Source organism: Aeromonas ichthyocola (genome assembly GCF_046087985.1).
GTDB classification, from domain to species: domain Bacteria; phylum Pseudomonadota; class Gammaproteobacteria; order Enterobacterales; family Aeromonadaceae; genus Aeromonas; species Aeromonas rivipollensis.
In genome coordinates this window covers 371,184-389,378 of the sequence record NZ_JBJSWH010000005.1, presented here as the reverse complement: position 1 = coordinate 389,378, position 18,195 = coordinate 371,184, and the positions used below count along the sequence as shown (strand labels likewise).

General features: G+C 61.9%; 13 protein-coding genes and 3 pseudogenes. 8 read left to right on the top strand and 8 right to left on the bottom strand.

The window, feature by feature from the left end; all coding sequences use genetic code 11:
• Positions 1–8: 8 nt before the first annotated feature.
• A complete protein-coding gene (locus ACF2JD_RS16995; protein WP_440987833.1) occupies positions 9–404 on the top strand; it encodes a hypothetical protein in 396 nt (131 codons plus the stop codon).
• Positions 405–1,175: 771 nt separating this feature from the next.
• Positions 1,176–1,901 (top strand): hypothetical protein, encoded by a 726-nt coding sequence (locus tag ACF2JD_RS16990; RefSeq protein ID WP_440987832.1) that lies wholly within the window; start codon positions 1,176–1,178, stop codon positions 1,899–1,901.
• Between the two features lie 519 nt (positions 1,902–2,420).
• On the opposite strand, the gene ACF2JD_RS16985 is transcribed toward ACF2JD_RS16990, so the two are convergent.
• Together ACF2JD_RS16985 and aguA are read right to left on the bottom strand one after the other, a co-directional pair.
• Positions 2,421–4,124 carry an amidase gene (locus ACF2JD_RS16985; RefSeq protein ID WP_440987848.1) on the bottom strand — a complete coding sequence of 568 codons (1,704 nt, stop codon included), beginning with the start codon at positions 4,122–4,124 and terminating at the stop codon, positions 2,421–2,423.
• 136 nt (positions 4,125–4,260) lie between these two features.
• Positions 4,261–5,358 carry an agmatine deiminase gene (gene aguA, locus ACF2JD_RS16980; protein ID WP_440987831.1) on the bottom strand — a complete coding sequence of 366 codons (1,098 nt, stop codon included), beginning with the start codon at positions 5,356–5,358 and terminating at the stop codon, positions 4,261–4,263.
• Between the two features lie 146 nt (positions 5,359–5,504).
• Between aguA and ACF2JD_RS16975 the strand changes: the two genes are divergently transcribed.
• Together ACF2JD_RS16975 and ACF2JD_RS16970 are read left to right on the top strand one after the other, a co-directional pair.
• A complete protein-coding gene (locus tag ACF2JD_RS16975; protein WP_440987830.1) occupies positions 5,505–6,416 on the top strand; it encodes a LysR substrate-binding domain-containing protein in 912 nt (303 codons plus the stop codon).
• Positions 6,417–6,669: 253 nt separating this feature from the next.
• Positions 6,670–7,005, top strand: coding sequence for a DUF559 domain-containing protein (locus ACF2JD_RS16970; RefSeq protein WP_440987829.1), 336 nt, complete (start codon positions 6,670–6,672; stop codon positions 7,003–7,005).
• Between the two features lie 176 nt (positions 7,006–7,181).
• Here ACF2JD_RS16970 and ACF2JD_RS16965 read toward each other — a convergent pair whose 3' ends face one another.
• Together ACF2JD_RS16965 and ACF2JD_RS16960 are read right to left on the bottom strand one after the other, a co-directional pair.
• Positions 7,182–8,594, bottom strand: a complete 1,413-nt coding sequence (locus ACF2JD_RS16965; RefSeq protein WP_168236480.1) for a DUF2252 domain-containing protein — start codon at positions 8,592–8,594, stop codon at positions 7,182–7,184.
• A 99-nt stretch (positions 8,595–8,693) separates the two neighbouring features.
• Positions 8,694–9,267: pseudogene (locus ACF2JD_RS16960) on the bottom strand (TetR/AcrR family transcriptional regulator).
• A gap of 168 nt (positions 9,268–9,435) precedes the next feature.
• Between ACF2JD_RS16960 and ACF2JD_RS16955 the strand changes: the two are divergent.
• Positions 9,436–10,473 (top strand): alkene reductase, encoded by a 1,038-nt coding sequence (locus ACF2JD_RS16955; protein WP_289981024.1) that lies wholly within the window; start codon positions 9,436–9,438, stop codon positions 10,471–10,473.
• Positions 10,474–10,748: 275 nt separating this feature from the next.
• Positions 10,749–11,660: a GNAT family N-acetyltransferase gene (locus ACF2JD_RS16950; RefSeq protein WP_408847852.1), complete on the top strand. Its 912-nt coding sequence runs from the start codon at positions 10,749–10,751 to the stop codon at positions 11,658–11,660.
• Between the two features lie 252 nt (positions 11,661–11,912).
• Here the strand turns inward: ACF2JD_RS16950 and prfC are convergent, their stop codons facing one another.
• The 3 genes from prfC to ACF2JD_RS16935 form a co-directional block, all read right to left on the bottom strand.
• Complete coding sequence (prfC, locus tag ACF2JD_RS16945) at positions 11,913–13,502, bottom strand: peptide chain release factor 3 (protein ID WP_106887777.1); 1,590 nt, start codon at positions 13,500–13,502, stop codon at positions 11,913–11,915.
• A 311-nt stretch (positions 13,503–13,813) separates the two neighbouring features.
• Positions 13,814–14,332 carry a diguanylate cyclase gene (locus ACF2JD_RS16940; protein WP_440987828.1) on the bottom strand — a complete coding sequence of 173 codons (519 nt, stop codon included), beginning with the start codon at positions 14,330–14,332 and terminating at the stop codon, positions 13,814–13,816.
• 432 nt (positions 14,333–14,764) lie between these two features.
• Entirely contained in the window at positions 14,765–14,947 is a 183-nt protein-coding gene (locus tag ACF2JD_RS16935) for a hypothetical protein (RefSeq protein ID WP_440987827.1), read from the bottom strand.
• Between the two features lie 310 nt (positions 14,948–15,257).
• Between ACF2JD_RS16935 and ACF2JD_RS16930 the strand changes: the two genes are divergently transcribed.
• Together ACF2JD_RS16930 and ACF2JD_RS16925 are read left to right on the top strand one after the other, a co-directional pair.
• Complete coding sequence (locus ACF2JD_RS16930; protein WP_440987826.1) at positions 15,258–15,662, top strand: hypothetical protein; 405 nt, start codon at positions 15,258–15,260, stop codon at positions 15,660–15,662.
• A gap of 118 nt (positions 15,663–15,780) precedes the next feature.
• A pseudogene (locus ACF2JD_RS16925) lies at positions 15,781–16,729 on the top strand (diguanylate cyclase domain-containing protein).
• Positions 16,730–16,742: 13 nt separating this feature from the next.
• Here the strand turns inward: ACF2JD_RS16925 and viaA are convergent.
• Positions 16,743–18,195, bottom strand: a pseudogene (gene viaA / locus ACF2JD_RS16920) (ATPase RavA stimulator ViaA).

The following is an 18,195-nucleotide window of genomic DNA, read 5'->3' as shown; positions in this document are numbered from 1 at the left end:
GATGTTGTATGTCCTTTGAGAAAAAACACGGTGATTTCATCTTCAATGTGCAGGATCACCTGGTGACCTGTGAGCTGATCGGCCCTTTCAATGAAGAGGGTATGCTGGCGTGGGTTGCGGAGATAAAACGCGTGGTGGACAGCCTCGACGGGAAGCGCTTCTGCGCCCTGGTGGACCATCGCCAGCACCAGGGGGTGGTGCAGTCCGCGCTGCACCATCTGCAGGATATATATTCGTGGCTTGCCCAGAAGAACCTGGTGGCCATCGCCTCCCTCTATTCGGCCCAGGTGATCCATAACATCGCCCTCTCCTGCATGTCCCCCATCCATCCCGGCCACATTCAGGGGTTCAACAGCCATCAGGAGGCCATCGCCTGGCTTGATGCGCAGTATGATTCGGACTAATCAGCGAAAGCCATTCACCCCTCCCGCTCGTTGTGATGCACGAGGGAAGGGCTGGGGTGAGGGAAGGTAAATGCCAATACCCGGTCAATGCCGGGATTCGCTACCCTCAGCGCCAACCGGCCAGCGCAATAGGCTGGTGTCGAGCCTGTGAAGCCCAACATACGAGAGCGATATAGAAGGCAATGCCCAAACCACGTAGGGACGATTAGCGCAGCGTAATCGTCCGCATACCGCCGCGCACCGAGTCATGGCAAGACAGACAGGAAACTCTGGGCTCCTTCAGCTTCTCGGCCACTACCTGTTCGCGATTGTCCGAATACGCTTCGCTATTCGAACCTACAACACAGATAGCGACCCCTCACCCTAACCCTCTCCCGAGGGAGAGGGGATGACCCCTGCCAATTCCAAGCCCGGTTGCCAGACCAAATTAGAGGCGCATATTTGCTCCCTTCTCCCCTCGCGGGAGAAGGGTCGGGGATGAGGGGGAGGTAGCAATAAGTCCCATCAAGTGGGTCGATTAGCGCATCTGCATACCGCCGCGCACCGAGTCATGCCAAGGCTGGCAACCCCCTGGATTCCAATGGCCTATAGGCGGCTCCCCTTCGCGATCGTCCAAATACGCCTAGCTATTCGAACCAACAAACCTAAATAGCCACAATCGTATTGCGGCACATCACACCTTGAAGTTAAACAGCTTCAGATAAGGCATTTGAAAGAGTATGCTAATAAATGATTCAATATAAATCACCGCCGAGTATTTAAAGGACTAATATGGCTGACTATATAAATAGCAATATCCTTAGCCAATCTTATGTTCATGTGGAGCCAGAATGGCTTGCTTCTATTAGTGGTAAAGTCAAACAAGAAGAAATAGAAAAAATAAAAGAGATAATAACAACACATGCAAAAGAAAGAATGAAATTTTTTCTTTATGACAACATTGATATTGAAGTCGTTTTTGAAGATGGCTCAATTAAAGCTAAGATAACAGCTTATGGTCATATTGGCGTATTCTTGCTTGCTTTAGGCCATGGAATAACAAATTACCCTGAATACAGTAATGGGATCAGAGCTATAGTTACTGATGTAGCAAAAATCAGTGAGCTTGTAAACTCAGAGATATTGTTTCAAACAAAATCAAAACATAAGCATGAAATTATAAGAATTGAAGCAAGAAAAGGGGTGATAGGCTCACTTCACAACATAAACAAAAAGATAAACAGCATCAGTGATAAAACAAAAAATCATAAAGATAACGATCCTTCACTCATCTACCAAATGATTCTTGATTTACATGAGGATATTCTTTCATTAATGGATAAAATCAATGATAAAAACGACAAGGAATTAATACGAACATCTTTGATGGATGGAGTGAAAAACATAAACCTAAAGGTTGGTGTATTTGATCTTTCTGATCCAGCGGCGAAACCAATACATTTCGAGATATTAAAGGAACGAACTAAATTAGTAAAAAACCTACAAGATTACAAGTGACAAATATCTATTTTTAAATGTAATAACAGTATAGTGCATTTATTTAGATAAAATTCCAATCTCATAAATAGTCAGCTTATTTTAAACAATTTAAAAGCAAGGGGGCTGCAGGGTAACGCAGTGAATATTACCACCAGCCAACAGTAATCGCTTTTTATTTCGCCCCGAGTATCGTGGGCAGGTATCATGATGGCACTGCCTGTTCAATAAACCGAGTGCCTCATAAAGAGCCCAACGCCTTTTAATTCTGGAGCCCCCTACATAGCTGTTCCGAATAGTAGATCACTGCACTCGTACCGCTTCTACAGGTGACATGGAGCACACATCGTCGCTGAGCCTTGTCACCTCAGGCGTTGCCGTCAGATTGCACAAATTTCTTACGCCACAAGGCTTCCGGCAAGATGTAGCACTATTAGGATCAGTTATTTAGCACGAGAAGTAAAAAAACCACCCGTATGGCAGGTGGTTTTGATCGCTTCTTAACAGGGCGCACCCTGTGTATTCACCACTTGGCACGTATCACCCCAACGGCGGCGTCCGCGGCGGCACCCGGCGCTTGCTGCCGGTAGACTCGAAGGCCGAGGCGACGCGCAGCAGGTTATTGTCGTCATAGGCGCGACCGGCGAAGGTCAGGCCCACCGGCATACCGATATCGGCCATGACCCCCATGGGGACGGTGACGGTCGGCACGCCGAGATGGCGGATGGCGAGGTTGCCGTTGGCGACCCAGATGCCATTGCTCCAGGCGATGTCGGCGGAGGCCGGATTCACGTCCGCATCGGCCGGGCCCACGTCGGCCACGGTCGGGAAGAGCACGGCGTCGAGCTTGAGCCCGTCCATCCAGTCTTCCAGATCCAGCTTGCGGGTCTGCTCCAGGCCGCGTAGGCCGTCCGGCACCGAGGCGATCTCGTCCCAGGATTTCAGACCACGCTTGGCCATATTGACGTACTCGTCCATGCCCGCCGCCAGATCTCCTTCGCGGTTCGGCAGGGTGCCCGGATCGTGGGGGAAGATCTGGGGCCCATCGACGTCTTCAAGTTTGTTCAACTTGGGATCGCCGTTGGCACGCAGGAAGTCGTCGAACGCCCAGCCGGAGAGCTCCCACAGCTCGTCGTTGAGAAACTCGGGGCTCACGATGCCGCGGTTGAACACGGTCGGCGCGCCGGGTCTGTCCCCTTCGCAGTTGGAGACCAGGGGGAAGTCCACTTCGATGACCTCGGCGCCAGCGGCTTCCAGCGCCTGACGGGCATCTTCCCAGAGGGCAATCACCGAGGGGCGGGTATGGATGCGCTGGCCGGTCGGGCCGCCGATACCGGGGTTGTCGCTGGTGCCCGCCAGTTCATCCTTGTTGATAAACATGCGCGGCACCCCGAGGCGCTTGCCCTTGAGGGCATCGGGCTTGGCGGCCAGCTCAAGGTAGGAGGCTGGACGCACCTCGGAGGCCTTGGGCAGTTGCACCCAGGGCTGCATGCGCCAGAGATCGCCACGAGTGTCGGCATCGTCGGCGACGACCACATCCAGCACTTCCAGCAGATCGGCCATGGTGCGGGCGTAGGGCACCACCACGTCCATGGTCGGGGTCAGGGGCCAGTTGCCGCGCACCGAAATCACGCCACGGGACGGGGTATAGGCACAGAGGCCGTTGTTGGACGCAGGGCCACGGCCGCTCGACCAGGTCTCTTCCGCCAGACCGAAGGCGGCGAAACTGGCGGCGGTGGCGGTACCGGCCCCGTTGGAGGAGCCGGAGGCAAAGGGCGCGGTCAGGTAGTCGGCGTTGTAGGGGCTCTCGGCACGGCCATAGACGCCGCGCTGCATGCCGCCATTGGCCATAGGGGGCATATTGGTCTTGCCAAGGCAGATGGCACCGGCGGCGCGCAGCCGCTCCACGGTAAAGGCATCGCGCTGGGCCACCAGATCCTTGAAGGCCGGGCTGCCGGAGGCGGCGGTCAGCCCCTTGACCAGATAGCTGTCCTTGGCGGTGTAGGGGATGCCGTCGAGCGGCCCCAGGGTTTCGCCACGGGCACGGCGGGCATCGGACGCTTGCGCCTCTTTCAGCGCATCGGGGTTGGGCACCACCACGGCGTTGAGGCGGGTTTGTGTCTCAGGGCCATTGTAAGCCTCGATACGGGCCAGATAGGCCTTGACCAGTTCGACCGCTGTGGTGCGGCCCGATTCGAGCGCGGCACGCAGCTCGGCAATGGAAACCTCGGTGACATCTACCATTTTGGGGATCATTTTGATCTCCTGTAAAAGGGTGACTGTTTGTCATGATGATCGCCGCATCGGCGCCTGCGACCATCACATTATCAAGAGATAAAACCCCACTGCGTGGGGTTTTGAATACCAACTGGAACCGTTCTTATTTGCCGGACGGGATCTGCTGAGTAATGCAGTGAATATTGCCACCCCCCAGCAGGATTTCCCGGGCCGGCACGCCGACCACTTTATGCTCGGGGAAGATCTCTTCCAGAATGCGCTGGGCTTCGCCATCGGTGGCGGCATCCAGCAGCGGGTAGACGATGCTGCCGTTGGTGATGAGGAAGTTCACATAGGAACCGGCCAGACGACCTTCGGCCTCGCGCGGCACACCGCTGCCGCTCTCGACACCGGCAGATTCTTCGAAGGTCGAGTAGAGCGGGCCCGGCTGGGGCAGCTTCCACACTTTCAGCTTGCGCCCCTTGGCATCCACCGCCGCTTCCAGCACCTTGAGGGCGGCCAGAGAGCGCTCGTATTGCGGATCTGTCTCGTCATCGGTCCAGTGCAGGGCCACTTCACCCGGGCGCACGAAGCAGCAGATGTTGTCGATGTGGCCGTCGGTCTCATCCATATAGACGCCTTCATCCAGCCAGATAAAGCTCTTCACCCCCAGATAGTCGCGTAAGTAAGCTTCGATCTGCTCCTTGCTCAGGTGCGGGTTGCGGTTCTCGTTGAGCAGGCACTCGGCCGTGGTCATGCAGGTGCCTTCGCCGTCCACGTGGATGGAGCCCCCTTCCAGAATGAGCGGCGCGTCGTAGCGATCCATGCCGTGCTGCTCCAGCATCCGGGCTGCCACTTCCTCATCCTGATTCCAGGGGTAGTAGAGACCGCCCTTGTGGCCGCCCCAGGCGTTGAAACCCCAATCCACCCCACGGCACTCGCCGGCAGCGTTGGTGACCACGGTCGGGCCTGTATCGCGAGCCCAGCAGTCATCGCTGTTCATCTCCACCAGGGTGACGTGGGCGGGCATGATGGCACGGGCCTGCTCCATGAACTGGGCGGGGACCCCCATAAAGACAGGGGTGGCCTGACCTATGGCATCCGCCACCTTGGCGAAGGTGGCCTGCGCGAAGCGACCGGCCTCCCGCCAGTTGTCCGGGCGGAACGGCCAGATCATCCAGACGGCCTGCTGGTGCGCCCACTCGGCGGGCATGGTGAAGCCGTCGGCGGCCGGAATGGAGTTGATGGTCTTGATGCTCATCGCAAGGCTCCTTGCATGGATTGAGGCCCCCACATTGACCTGGGAACCCTGGAAAAATAAGAGTGGGTCGCAGTGTAAGAAGTTGCGTGCCCATCCATCAAATGAATAGGATGGATTGTCCCATAAACACGGCGAATAATCCCCCCATGAAACTGCACCAGCTCGACCTCAATCTGCTGCTCGCCCTTGACGCCCTGATGACGCAAGGCAGCGTGACCCGCGCCGCCGAATCGCTCTTTATCAGCCAGCCCGCCATGAGCCACGCGCTGAATCGCCTGCGGGCCTTCTTTGACGATCCGCTGCTGGTGCGCACGCCCCAGGGGATGCTGCCGACCCCCCGGGCCCAGCGGTTGCATCTGGGGGTGCAGCAGGTGCTGCGGCTGCTGGAGCAGCAGCTCTCCGAAGAGGAGCTGTTCGAGCCGCGCCAGTCGAAGCGCCGCTTCGTGCTCTGCACCACAGATTACGTGGAGTGCGTGCTGATCCCGCCCCTCATCCAGCGCCTCAGGAAGCTGGCCCCCGGGGTCACCATAGAGATCCGCATACTGCGCGACACCCTGCCGGAGGCGGAGCTGGCGAGCGGCGAGATCGATCTGGTGCTGGGGTTTGACGAGTACATGCAGGTGCCGGGCTATCTCGGCAAGGAGACCTGGCTCACCGAGCCCCTGGCCGGGCTGGTGCGCGCCACCCTGGAGCTGGAGGAGGAGCGCATCACCCTAGCGCAGCTGATTGACATGCCCCACGTATTCCACTCGCCGCTGGGCACCTCGGAGGCGAGCCTGGACAGCTACCTGAAGAGCCTGGGCCATAGCCGCACCATCTCGGTCAACAGCCAGAGCTATATGTCCGCCGCCGCCATCGTCAGCCAGAGCGATCACCTCTTGGTGCTGCCCAGCATGGTGGCCGAGCTGCTCGCCAACCACTGGCCGCTGAAAAGCCTGCCCCTGCCGGCAGACGTGCCGGATTACCACCTCAACTGCGTCTGGCACCCGGTGCACGCCCAGCAGCCGGCCTTGATCTGGTTGAAGGCGTTGATGAAGGAGCTGGTGAGCCCGGTGTAAGCCCGCTGCGTCTGGCAGCTCCCCCCTCATCCCCAGCCCTTCTCCCGCAAGGGAGAAGGGAGCAGATCAGTGCCTGTGGATAAATAGTGGCAACCAACAGGTGGACTCCTTTGCTAGCCTCACCTCCACCAGCTCCTCGATCAATGCCCTCTCCCTCCGGGAGAGGGCTAGGGTGAGGGCCGCTATGCCCTGCGGGTGAGCGGACTGGCGGATGGCTATACCTATTAGGTTCAAACAGCACCGCAGGTATGTGATGAAAGCCCATCCTTTCGCCAAACACCTACGTACCGAGGCGACCCTGGCAGAACAGAAGCTCTGGTTCCAGCTGCGCAATCGCCGATTTGAGGGGCTCAAGTTCCGCCGCCAGTTCCCTATTGGGCCCTACACAGTGGATTTCGTCTGCCTGGAACAGCGGCTGGTGATCGAGGTCGACGGCTCGCAACATAATCAACCGGAAGGTCAACAACAGGATGAGGCCAGAACGGCCTATCTCAATGGCGAAGGGTTTCGGGTGATCCGGGTGTGGAATAACGAGGTGCTGGGCCAGATGGATGAGGTGCTGGCGTTTATCAGGCTGTCATTGCAGTGACGGGCCCCTCATCCCCAACCCTTCTCCCATTCTTTTGCAAGGGAGTGGGAGAAGGGAGTGGATACCTGGACTGTGGAAAAATCTTGGCTCAACCTGCATGACCAACCCACAACGCCCAACAAATCCTCGATCGGTTCCCTCTCCCTCCGGGAGAGGGTCAGGGTGAGGGAAAGCGCTCAACGGGCCTCTGAGGCGACCGGCAGCTCCCCGCGGGCGATGGCGGCCAGCAGCAGGGTGTGATCTTCCCGGGTGCGCTGGCCATAGGCCACGGCGAAGTCGGCGATGGCCTCATCCATCACCTCCGACTTGCCGAGGTAGCCGGCGATCTGGGCCGCATCCCCGGACTTGGCATGGGCCAGCGCCAGGGCCCAGCCGCACAGCTGGCAATACTCGACGAAGTGGCGGGGCTTGACCATGCCAGGGGTGATGTCGATGCCCCCCTTCATGTCCCGCAGCTGGCGCACGTAGAAGTGACGGCCCCTGAGATCGCACCAGCCGAGGAAGATATCCGGCGATCCCTGGATCATCCGCTGCCCCCGCACCACCCGCCGCCCCTGGTTGCCGCTGTCGTCTTCCGAGGTGAAATAGGGGGCCAGCACCGAGGGTTGCGCCTCCTTGACCTGCAAGAAGAGGGGATCGTCATCGTCGGCGCCGGTCAGCAGGATCACCCAGCAGCGGGTACCCACGCTGCCCACCCCCACCACCTTGCGCGCCACATCCACGACCCTGTAGCGGCGCAGCAGTATGCGCCTGTCCTCAGGCAGGGAGGCGAGATAGGCCTCCAGCAACTCGCCGAGCACCTCATAGACGGCCTCCCCGTCCTCGGTATGAGTCTCGCGGATGACGAAGGGGTGGAGCTCGCGGATCCTGTGCTGATCGTCCACCAGATCCGTCATCTTGCCGAGCACCTGCAGGTGGTTGCGGCCCCGGGCCTTGGCGAAGGTGGCCTTGACCCTTCTATGGGCATCGACGGAGAAGGCATCGAGCACCGAGGCCTGTTCGATGTGATCGTACCAGACCCTCATAAAGCCCATCTTGCCGTATTCCCGCAGCTTGGTGCGGTAGCCGGTCGCTATCATCCTGGCCGCCTCCCGCTGGCGGGCGGCATCGGCCCCCAGGTACTCGGCCGCCACCAGGGCGCTGGCGGCCAGGCGCTTGAGATCCCACTCCCAGGGGCCGAGATGGGTCTCATCGAAGTCGTTGATGGCCAGCACCAGGTTGCGCTCGGCGCTCGCATAGAGGCCGATATTGGCGACATGCATGTCGCCACAGGCCTGGACCATGAGGCCGGAGTGGGGAGTGGCGACGAGATCTCCCGCCATGATGGCGGCCGCACCGCGCAGGAAGGCGAAGGGGGACTCCTGCATCCTGGCATGGCGCACCGGCACCAGCTGCTTCAAGCGAGTGGCGGCCTGGGCCTTGAGCACGGCGATGGGATCCCTGTCATAGGGTGCGGGCGGCAGCCAGGAGTGAGCTTCGCGAGGAAACTGTTCCCGCAGGGCCTTGCCGGCGGCGAACCGCTGCGCGATGGAGAGCCGTGGCGTGGTGAAGTGCGCCAATATCGCCCGAGACGTTGCCTTTCTGGTCATTCCCTTTCCTCCTGCCGATATCCTCACCATCAAGATGGAAGAGGGGGCAGGCAGGGGCAAGCAACGGGGACAAATATAGGGTCAGGGGCCAGACCGGATTCAGCGCCTGGGGGTCAGGGCCGCCATCAGCTGATCGACGACTGCGCCCAGCAGGGCGCGGTCGGGATGGCACTGGGCGAAGGTCACCAGCCCCTGGATGTTGACCTGCAAGAAGGCGGTCAGGGTGGGGATGTCCCCCCCGGGGGCCAGCTCCCCCCGCTCGCTGGCCTGACGCAGCAACTGCGCCAGGTCGCTTTTCCAGCTCGCCATAGATGACCTTGAAGCGCAGGTGCAGCTCTTCGTCCTGCTCCGCCAGCTCCATCAGGGTACGGGTTAGCAGGCAGGAGCCCTGCAGGGCATCGTCCACCAGCTGGGTGAAGAAAGCCTTCAGCCCGGCCAGCGGGCTCGGCTGATCGAAGCAGCGACGGCGCTGGGCGCCCTTCTCCTGCACATAGTGATCGACCGTCGCCAGCAGCAGCCCCCGCTTGTTGCCAAAGGCGGCATAAAGACTGCCCGGGTGCAGCCCGGTCGCCGCCACCAGATCCTGCATAGTGGTCTTGGCATAGCCTCTGGCACGAAACGCCTCCATGGCGCTTCGCAGGACAAGGTCCCGATCAAATTCGGCACTGCGCATGGGATCTCCGCTGGCAAGGACCCGGCGTACCGGGGAACAGGGCGGCAAGTTTACCCCAGCAGGCAGGCAAGACCAATCCATGTTGAATGCTTGTTCAAAAAAGACTTGCGTACAAACCAAAAAACGTCTTGAATGCCCATTCAAGAATCACCCCCGAGGACGCTCTGCATGGATACCCTGTTTCAACCTTACCGCCTCAACGGCACCCTCACCCTCGCGAATCGCTTCATGATGGCCCCCCTCACCCGTTGCATGGCGGGCCCGGGACTGGTGCCGACCGCGCAGATGGCCGCCTACTATGGCCGCCGCGCCGACATAGGCCTCATCATCTCCGAGGCCACCATCATTCGCCCGGACGGCCAGGGCTATCCCAACACCCCGGGTATCTACAGCCCTGAGCAGATCGCAGGCTGGAAACAGGTCACCGAGGCCGTGCACGCCAAGGGGGGCAAGATCTTCGCCCAGCTGTGGCACGTGGGTCGCCTCTCCCACCCCTTCTTCCACCATGCCGAGGTGCTGGCACCGTCCGCAGTCGCCCATGAAGGCACTGTGCCGCGCATGCGCGAGCTGGTGTATCAGGTGCCCCGCGCCCTGACGGTGGCCGAGATTGGCCAGCTGGTCGAGGATTACGCCCAGGCCGCCGCCAACGCCATAGAGGCGGGCTTTGATGGTGTGGAGATCCACGGTGCCAACGGCTACCTCATCGACCAGTTCCTGCACCACTCGAGCAACCTGCGTACCGACCAGTACGGCCAGACCCCGGAGAACATGAGCCGCTTCGCCCTGGAGGTGGTGGACGCCATCAATGCTCGCATCGGCAGCGAGCGGGTGGGCCTGCGCCTCTCCCCCGGCGCCTACGTGCACCTCGAAGGGGATGCGCGGGATCGCGCCGTGTTCGACCATCTGCTGGCCGAGCTGAACAAGCGTGCCCTGGCCTATCTGCACCTCGGCATCTTCGATGACAGCCTCACCTTCGATTACCTGGATGGCCGCGCCTCCGACTACCTGCGCGCCCACTACGACGGCCACCTGGTGGGGGTCGGCAACTACAGTGCCGAGACTGCCGCCGAGGCGATCAAGGCGGATCGCTTTGACCTCGTCGCCATCGGTCGCCCCCTCATCGCCAACCCGGATTATCTGAGCAAGCTCAAGGCCGCCGAGCCCCTGGTGCCCTACTCGGAGGCCATGCTGGCGGAATTGGTATAAACCGCCCGCGCCCTGAGACAGCTCTGTAGCAGGCACCATGCTGTCGAAGCTGGTGCAAGCCGCCAGATCCGAGCCATACACAGACCGGGCCGCCGTTGCCCGGCCAGCTTGTTCCTGACCAAGGATGGGATCCGCGCCCTGGCGCGGGTTTCCAATGTTTGGGCCCCTCTCCCGGGCCCTTTTTTGTGCCCGCCTTCTGCCCCCTGAAAATGGTTGCCACCAACAACCAGTTGGCTATATTGGTTGCAGGTAACAACCAGAAGGACACTCACAAGATGGATCCCCGCCCCCTGCGCGCCCTGTCACGGGAACTGGTACGCGAACTCGGCATGCTCTCCCAGCAGTGCGGCTCCCTGGCCCTCAGCCCCCTGGAGGCACACCTGCTCATCGAGCTGGAGAGCGGCCCCGCCACCAATCAGCAACTGGCCGAGCGGCTGCGCATCGACAAGTCCAATGCCAGCCGCCCCCTGGCCCGCCTCGCAGAGCGGGAGCTGATCGCCTGGCAGCCCCACCCCTCGGACGGGCGCAGCAAGCAGGCGACCCTCACCGAGCAAGGATGCGCGCAACTCCATGATCTGCATCGGCAGATGGATGAGGCCATGGCCGAAACCCTGGCCCAGCTCGCCCCCGAGGAGCGCGAGCGGCTCTGGGAGGGCATGCGCCTCTATCGCAGCGCCCTCTCCCGCGCCCGCCGCCAGCAGGGCTATCGCATCAGGCCCATAGCACCTGAGGACAATGCCGCCATCGCCGCCGTGATCCGGGCCGTCTCCGCCGAATACGGCCTCACCGCCGACAAGGGCTACGGGGTGGCGGACCCCAATCTCGACTTCCTCCATGAGACCTATCAGGGCGAGCAGAGCCGTTATTGGGTCATAGAGGGGCCGGACGGCGCCATTCTCGGCGGCGGCGGCATAGCCCCCCTGGCGGGGGAAGCCGGGACCTGCGAGCTGCAGAAGATGTACTTCCTGCCCGCCCTGCGCGGCCTTGGGCTGGGGCGGCGGCTGGTGCTGCAGGCCCTGGCGGAGGCACGCACCCTCGGATACCTGCGCTGCTATCTGGAAACCACGGCCGATCTGCGGGAAGCCACCAGCCTCTACGAGTCGCTGGGCTTCGAGCACCTGCCGGGGCCCCTGGGTTGCACCGGCCACGACGCCTGCGAGATCTGCATGGTGTTGGATCTGGAGTAGAGCGCCCCCTCATCCCCAGCCCTTCTCCCGCAAGGGGAGAAGGGTGAAAAACAGGATTCCGCTCTCTTTCGGGTAGGCATCAGATGGTTCCCTCGCCCTCCGGGAGAGGGCCAGGGTGAGGGTCGTTTGCTACCGGCAATAGGCTGGACCATAGCCCCCGGCGCATGTCCTTATTAGGCTAAACGACACAAAAAAGAGACCCCGCCGAAGCGGGGTCTCTGTTCTTTCAGCCAGCAGGCAAAGACGCAGTTATCAGTGCTCGCGGGTCTGGCGGAACTGAACGTCCGGGTGACGCTCCTGGGCCAGGCGCAGGTTGACCATGGTCGGGGCTATGTAGGTGAGGTTGTCACCGCCATCCAGGGCCAGGTTGACCTCGTTCTTGCGCTTGAACTCCTCGAACTTCTTGACGTCAGTCCCTTCCACCCAGCGGGCGGTGGAGACGTTGACCGCCTCGTAGATGGCCTCGACGTTGTACTCGCTCTTCAGACGCGAGACCACCACATCGAACTGCAGCACACCGACGGCACCGACGATGAGATCGTTGCTGATAAGCGGACGGAACACCTGCACGGCGCCCTCTTCGGAGAGCTGCACCAGCCCCTTGAGCAGCTGCTTCTGCTTGAGGGGGTCGCGCAGGCGAATGCGGCGGAACAGTTCGGGCGCGAAGTTCGGGATGCCGGTGAACTTGAGATCTTCACCCTGGGTGAAGGTGTCGCCGATCTGGATGGTGCCGTGGTTGTGCAGCCCTATGATGTCACCGGCGCAGGCCTCGACGGCCTGCTCGCGATCACCGGCCATGAAGGTGACGGCGTCGGAGATGTTCACATCCTTGCCGATGCGCACGTGGCGCATCTTCATGCCCTTGCTGTAAGTCCCTGACACTATGCGCATAAAGGCGATACGGTCGCGGTGCTTGGGATCCATGTTCGCCTGGATCTTGAACACGAAGCCGGAGAACTTCTCCTCGGTCGCCACCACTTCGCGGCTCTCTGCCTTGCGCGGCATGGGGGACGGCGCCCAGTCGGTCAGGCCATCCAGCATGTGGTCGACGCCGAAGTTGCCAAGGGCGGTACCGAAGAAGACAGGAGTCATCTCGCCGGCGATGAAGGCCTCATGGTCGAACTCGGGAGAGGCGCCCTGCACCAGCTCCAGTTCGCCGCGCAGCTGGGCAGCCAGATCTTCACCTATGGCGGCGTCCAGTTCCGGGTTGTTCAGACCCTTGACCACCCGCTTCTCCTGGATGGTGTGGCCCTGACCGGTCTGGTACAGATAGGTCTCGTCCTTGTAGAGGTGATAGACCCCCTTGAAGGACTTGCCGCAGCCGATGGGCCAGGTGATGGGGGCGCACATGATCTTCAGCTCGCGCTCCACCTCGTCCATCACTTCCATGGGATCGCGCACTTCGCGGTCCAGCTTGTTCATGAAGGTGAGGATGGGGGTGTCCCGCAGCCGGGTGACTTCCATCAGCTTGCGGGTCCGATCTTCGACACCCTTGGCGGCATCGATGACCATCAGGCAGCAGTCGACCGCGGTCAGGGTACGGTAGGTATCTTCGGAGAAGTCCTCGTGACCCGGGGTGTCGAGCAGGTTGACCAGACAGTCCGCATAAGGGAACTGCATCACCGAGGTGGTGATGGAGATACCACGCTGCTTCTCCATCTCCATCCAGTCGGATTTGGCGTGCTGGCCCGAGCCACGGCCCTTGACGGTACCGGCGCGCTGTATGGCCTGTCCGAACAGCAGGACTTTTTCGGTGATGGTGGTTTTACCCGCATCCGGGTGCGAGATGATCGCAAAAGTGCGTCTCTTGGAGACTTCACTCAGAAATTCAGCTGACATAATTCGACGTTCTTCTATTGAGCGGCGGCCTTGGCCCCCGTGGGAATAAATGCGGGACAGCACCTTGGCATCAGGGCCGGCATGTATACGCAACGAAAGCCACGCCAGCTGGCATCAGACCAACCTGGTGGAGAGAGGGAGGAGGGTTGCGTTACATGGGTCTTCTCGCCTGAGTCAAAGCAAAATTGCGCGACATTATACCCGCGCGGGTGAAAAATACCCAGTCCGGCTTTGCAGGGGGCAGGGGTCTGCGCCCACCCGGTCAGGCCCGCATCACCTGGCGGCCCGCCTGCTTGGCCCGGTACATGGCCTCGTCACGCCCGGCACCAGCTCCCCGAAGCTCTCGTCGAGGGGGCTGTACTGGGCACAGCCGATGCTGACGTGCACCGGCTGCCCCTCTGGCATCCCGTCGATGCGCAGCTGAGCGACCCGATGGCGGGATCCGCTCCGCCACCTCGACCGCCTCGTCGAGGCTCGGTGTCGGGCAGCAGCACCAGAAACTCCTCGCCACCGTTGCGTCCCACCCGATCGAGGGAGCGCAGCTGGGCGGCGACGCAGCTGGCCACCTCGGCCAGCACCTTGTCCCCCATGTGGTGGCCGAGGGTGTCGTTGACCTGCTTGAAGTGATCGATGTCCAGCAGCAGCACCGACAAGGTCTTGCCATGCTCTCGCGTGCCTGCTTGAACCAGGCGCCCCTTGGCCTGGATCTGGCGGCGGTTGTGCAGCCCGGTCAGCTCGTCCGTCATGGCGAGGTGCTGCATCTTGCGGGAACGGTTGAACTGATGCAGCGCCAGCATGCCCATCACCAGCAGCAACAGAACCACCACCAGCATATTGCCAGTAGCGCCGCTCCTGCAGCTGCTTGAGCTTGGCCTCCTGCAGCAACTGCTTGGTCTTGAGGGCCTGGTTCTCCAGCTCCTTGCGCGCCAGATCGAACTCGAAGCGCATCTGCAACGAGCCCGCTGCTCCCGCAGCCGCTGCTCCAGTGCATGACGGGTCTGCACGAAGGCCTTTTTTAAGGCTGGCCAGCTCCCGATCGTCCCTGCTGCTCCAGGATCCGGGCTCGCACCTCGTAGACCCGCGCCAGGAAGCGCTGGTTCTTCTCCCGGACGAAGATGGGCTCGGCCTGGGCCAGGTGCCGAGCGCCTTGGTCGGTTTGCCCATGGCCGCTTCCGCCATGCCCATCACCAGTTGCCAGTGGCCCAGGGTCACGCTGTCGGAGCTCTCGCCACTGCGCAGGATGGCATCCGCCTGCTCCAGCTTGCTCACCGCCTCGGCACCTTGTTCTGGTTGAGCAGGATGGTGGCCAGCTCGATCTGGATCCAGGCCAGCAACCCCTCCTTCTGCTGGGAGCGGTAGAGCTGCTCGGCCTGGACCATCAGGGGCAGGGCCTTGTCGTACTCCCCCATCTCGGCATAGAGCAGCCCCTGCTGGGAGCGGATGTCCACCAGCCGCTCCTGATCCCCCAGGGTGCCGTAGTCGTGTCCAGCTCCTTGAAGTAGCCCTCGGCCCGCTCGAGTAGACCCATCCGCCGGTAGGCGTTGGCGATCTGGGCCAGCACCTCCCGCGCCTTGCCGTCCTGCCAGCGTCTCGCAAAGAGGCACGCTCAAGCTGAAAGACCATAGGGCAGCTCCCCCGGGTAATACATGTCGCCCGAAAGCTGACAATGTCGGCCTCCTGCAGCCTATCACCGAGCCGGCGGGCCAGCACCAGCGCCTGCTGGTAGTCGGCCTTGGCCTGGTCCATGTTGCCGAGCAGTTGCTGGTGAAAGCCGCGACAGGTGAGCAGGCCGGTCTCGGTGATCCTGCCCTTGCGGGCCCGGGCGATGGCCAGCTGCTGATTGGCAAAGGCCACCACGGCGCGATACTCGCTGTCCCACTCAGCGGGCATGGCCCAGCACTGCAGACGCACGATGCGCCCCTGCACGTCGAGGGGATACTCATCCTTGCTCGCCACCAGCGCGGCGATGCGCAGCCGGAATATGCGGTCTGGCTGGAAGCCCTCTTCCAGCAGCTGCAGCTCGCGGGAGAGCTGGGGTTCGGTCAGCGGCGCCCTGGCCGCCCAGGCGAGGGGCGTGCACAATCCCGTCAGCAGGATCAGGGTCATGATCTTCATGCAGATTCAGTCTCCCGTTCGATGGCCCGGACGGTGTGTTCACTATGACCAATCATATCCCTGCCTTGTCAAGCACACAGCCACCAGGGATGCATTGCCGTGTCAGCGCTCACTCACACTGACCTCATTCTTTACAGAAGGAAAGTCTGCATCGACTATAAGCGAACTGAATGACAGCTGCAGGAGGCCTACACAGGTGTTACTGGAGAACGATCTCATCGCGCCGGATGACGGGATAAAGCTGGAAGCCGCCATGGACGCACAGGCCTGTGCATCTGGCAGAACCATGTTCCCACCGGCAAGCTCATCATCTTCAACCGCGAGAGCCCCCGGCCCACTTCGACGTCTGGCGCGAGCATCTGCATCCGGAAGACAGGGAGCGGGTGCTGCAGGCCTTCTTCGATCACCTAAGCGGCAAGAGCCCGTTTTATCAGGTGATGCACCGGATGATCGCCAAGGACGGCAAGACCACCTGGGTACTGGACCGGGGCCGGGTGGTGGAGCGGGACGCACAGGGCAATCCCATCCGGGTGATGGATCCACATCGACATCACCCATGAAAATTGAGTGCGAGAGCCCCCAGCCCCCACCGGGATCCCCTCACCGGCCTGCTCAACCGCACCGCGCTGCAGCGCCAGTTCCCCGGGGAGCACAGGGCCATCTGCTTCATCGATCTCGATGACTTCAAGCAGGTGAACGACAACCTGGGCCACCGCGCCGGGGACGAGCTGCTGGTGGCCCTCAGCCAGCGGCTGCGTCACTGCTGCGGTGAGGAGGTCAGGCTGGGTCGGCTCGGGGGGGATGAGTTCGTGCTGCTGCTGCCCTGGCCCAGCGAGGATCCCAGGACCAGCCACCTGGCCCGTCAATGCGTCGACACCATAGCCACCCCGTTCGAGCTGCCCAATGGGGAGGCGGCCGTGGGCATGAGCATGGGGATAGCGGCCATCCGGCCCCAGGATGATTTCAGCACGGCGCTGGCCCGGGCCGATCAGGCCATGTACAGGGTCAAGCGCAGCGGCAAACGGGGATTCTATATCGCCAGGCCGAGCGGCCAGCCGCTGCTGGATCAGGATCAGGTCAGCGAACGGGGCCTCTACCACAGGCAAGGCGGCTGACGCCGACCTGCCCCTAGCTGCGCTGCCAGCGCCGCAGTAGCCGACCGCGTAGGCCGCAATCGAGCAGCCAGCTGTTGTCGAACACCCGCAGCAGTGCCTGCTTGGCGTGACGGGACATGGCGACGGCGTGGAAGCGGGTCTGCTGCGCTCGCCGCCGGTTCATCCGATCGAGCAGGGCATGGGGCAGGCTCTGGGCGATGAAGTCGGAGATCACCAGCACGTCCGCCTTGGCAAAGTCCGGTTGCTCCAGCTGCACCAGCGCCTGCTCCAGGCAGGGCACCAGATCGGTGCCACCGTGGAAACTCATGGAGAGGAAGCGCTCAGCCTTGTCCAGCCCCGTGTCTGCGGTGATCTCCAGGGTCGCCACCTCGGTGGAAAACAGCATCAGATAGCAGCCCCGCTTCTCGTCCATCGCCAGCTTGAGCAGGGCGAGGAAGAGCGCCTTGGCGCACTCCTCCGGATAACCCCCCATGGAGCCCGAGGTATCGACGCAGACGATGAAGGGGCCCCGCGGTTGCACCTCCTGCCCGCCCTGCTCCGGGGATCGCAGCATCAGCCGCTGGCGCGGCAATGTGCCGCGAGACTGATAGCTCAGCAGGCGCCGCTCCAGATAGCGGCGATAGAACTCCAGCTCCAGCTCCGGCAGGGCCAGCATCACGGCCTCGCTCGGCAAGAGCCGCATCAGATCGCTGGCCGGGTGCACCCCCACCAGATCGTCAGGCACGTCGTCGGTCTGCACCTCTTCCAGCTCGTGCATGGGCCCAGGGGGCAGGGTCCGGGTGTCGGTCCGCCGATCTCGCTCGCTGCGTCCCAGCAGGGCCGCTATCTCCCCCAGCAGGGGCTCGCGCTGCAGCATGCGGGCATATTGCTGCACCAGCACCAGGCTGCGCTTGTGCCAGCTGCCCTGGGCCAGATCCCAGAGCCCTCCCGCCGAGATCTGGTGCGGGTCCAGGGCGTCGGCCAGGGTCCGGTTCGCCAGCAACTGATCCTCTATCTCCTGGCGCTGCTTCTCCCGCTCCGCTTCGGCGATCTGCTGCTGCAACTGCAGCAGGCTGCCCACCAGGCTGGCGCGCCACTTGTCGATAAAGAGCTGGCGCAGCCCCTCGGTGGGGTGGGCCGTCAGTTGGCGCACCAAGGATCGCGCCTCACCGGCGAAGGGGCTGTACTGCTCCAGCGATTCCAGCAGGCCGGGCAAGCGACCAATCAGCTCGGTCATCGCCAGTTGCCGTGCGCCTGATAGAGCAGGTACTCCTGCTCCAGCGCCACCGGCACCGGCTTGTGACGGATCTCCTCGCCAGCTGCTCACCCCAGCTCTGCAGGCGCTTTTTCAGCAGCTTGCCCTGCAGCGGGGAGCGTTTGATAAATTCGGAAATCTTGGGCGAGGCCGCCAGCAGCGCAGCCACCTCTCCCGCCAGCTCCCCCTCTCCCATGAGAAGGCCCAGATCCAGCATGCCGATTTCAAGCAT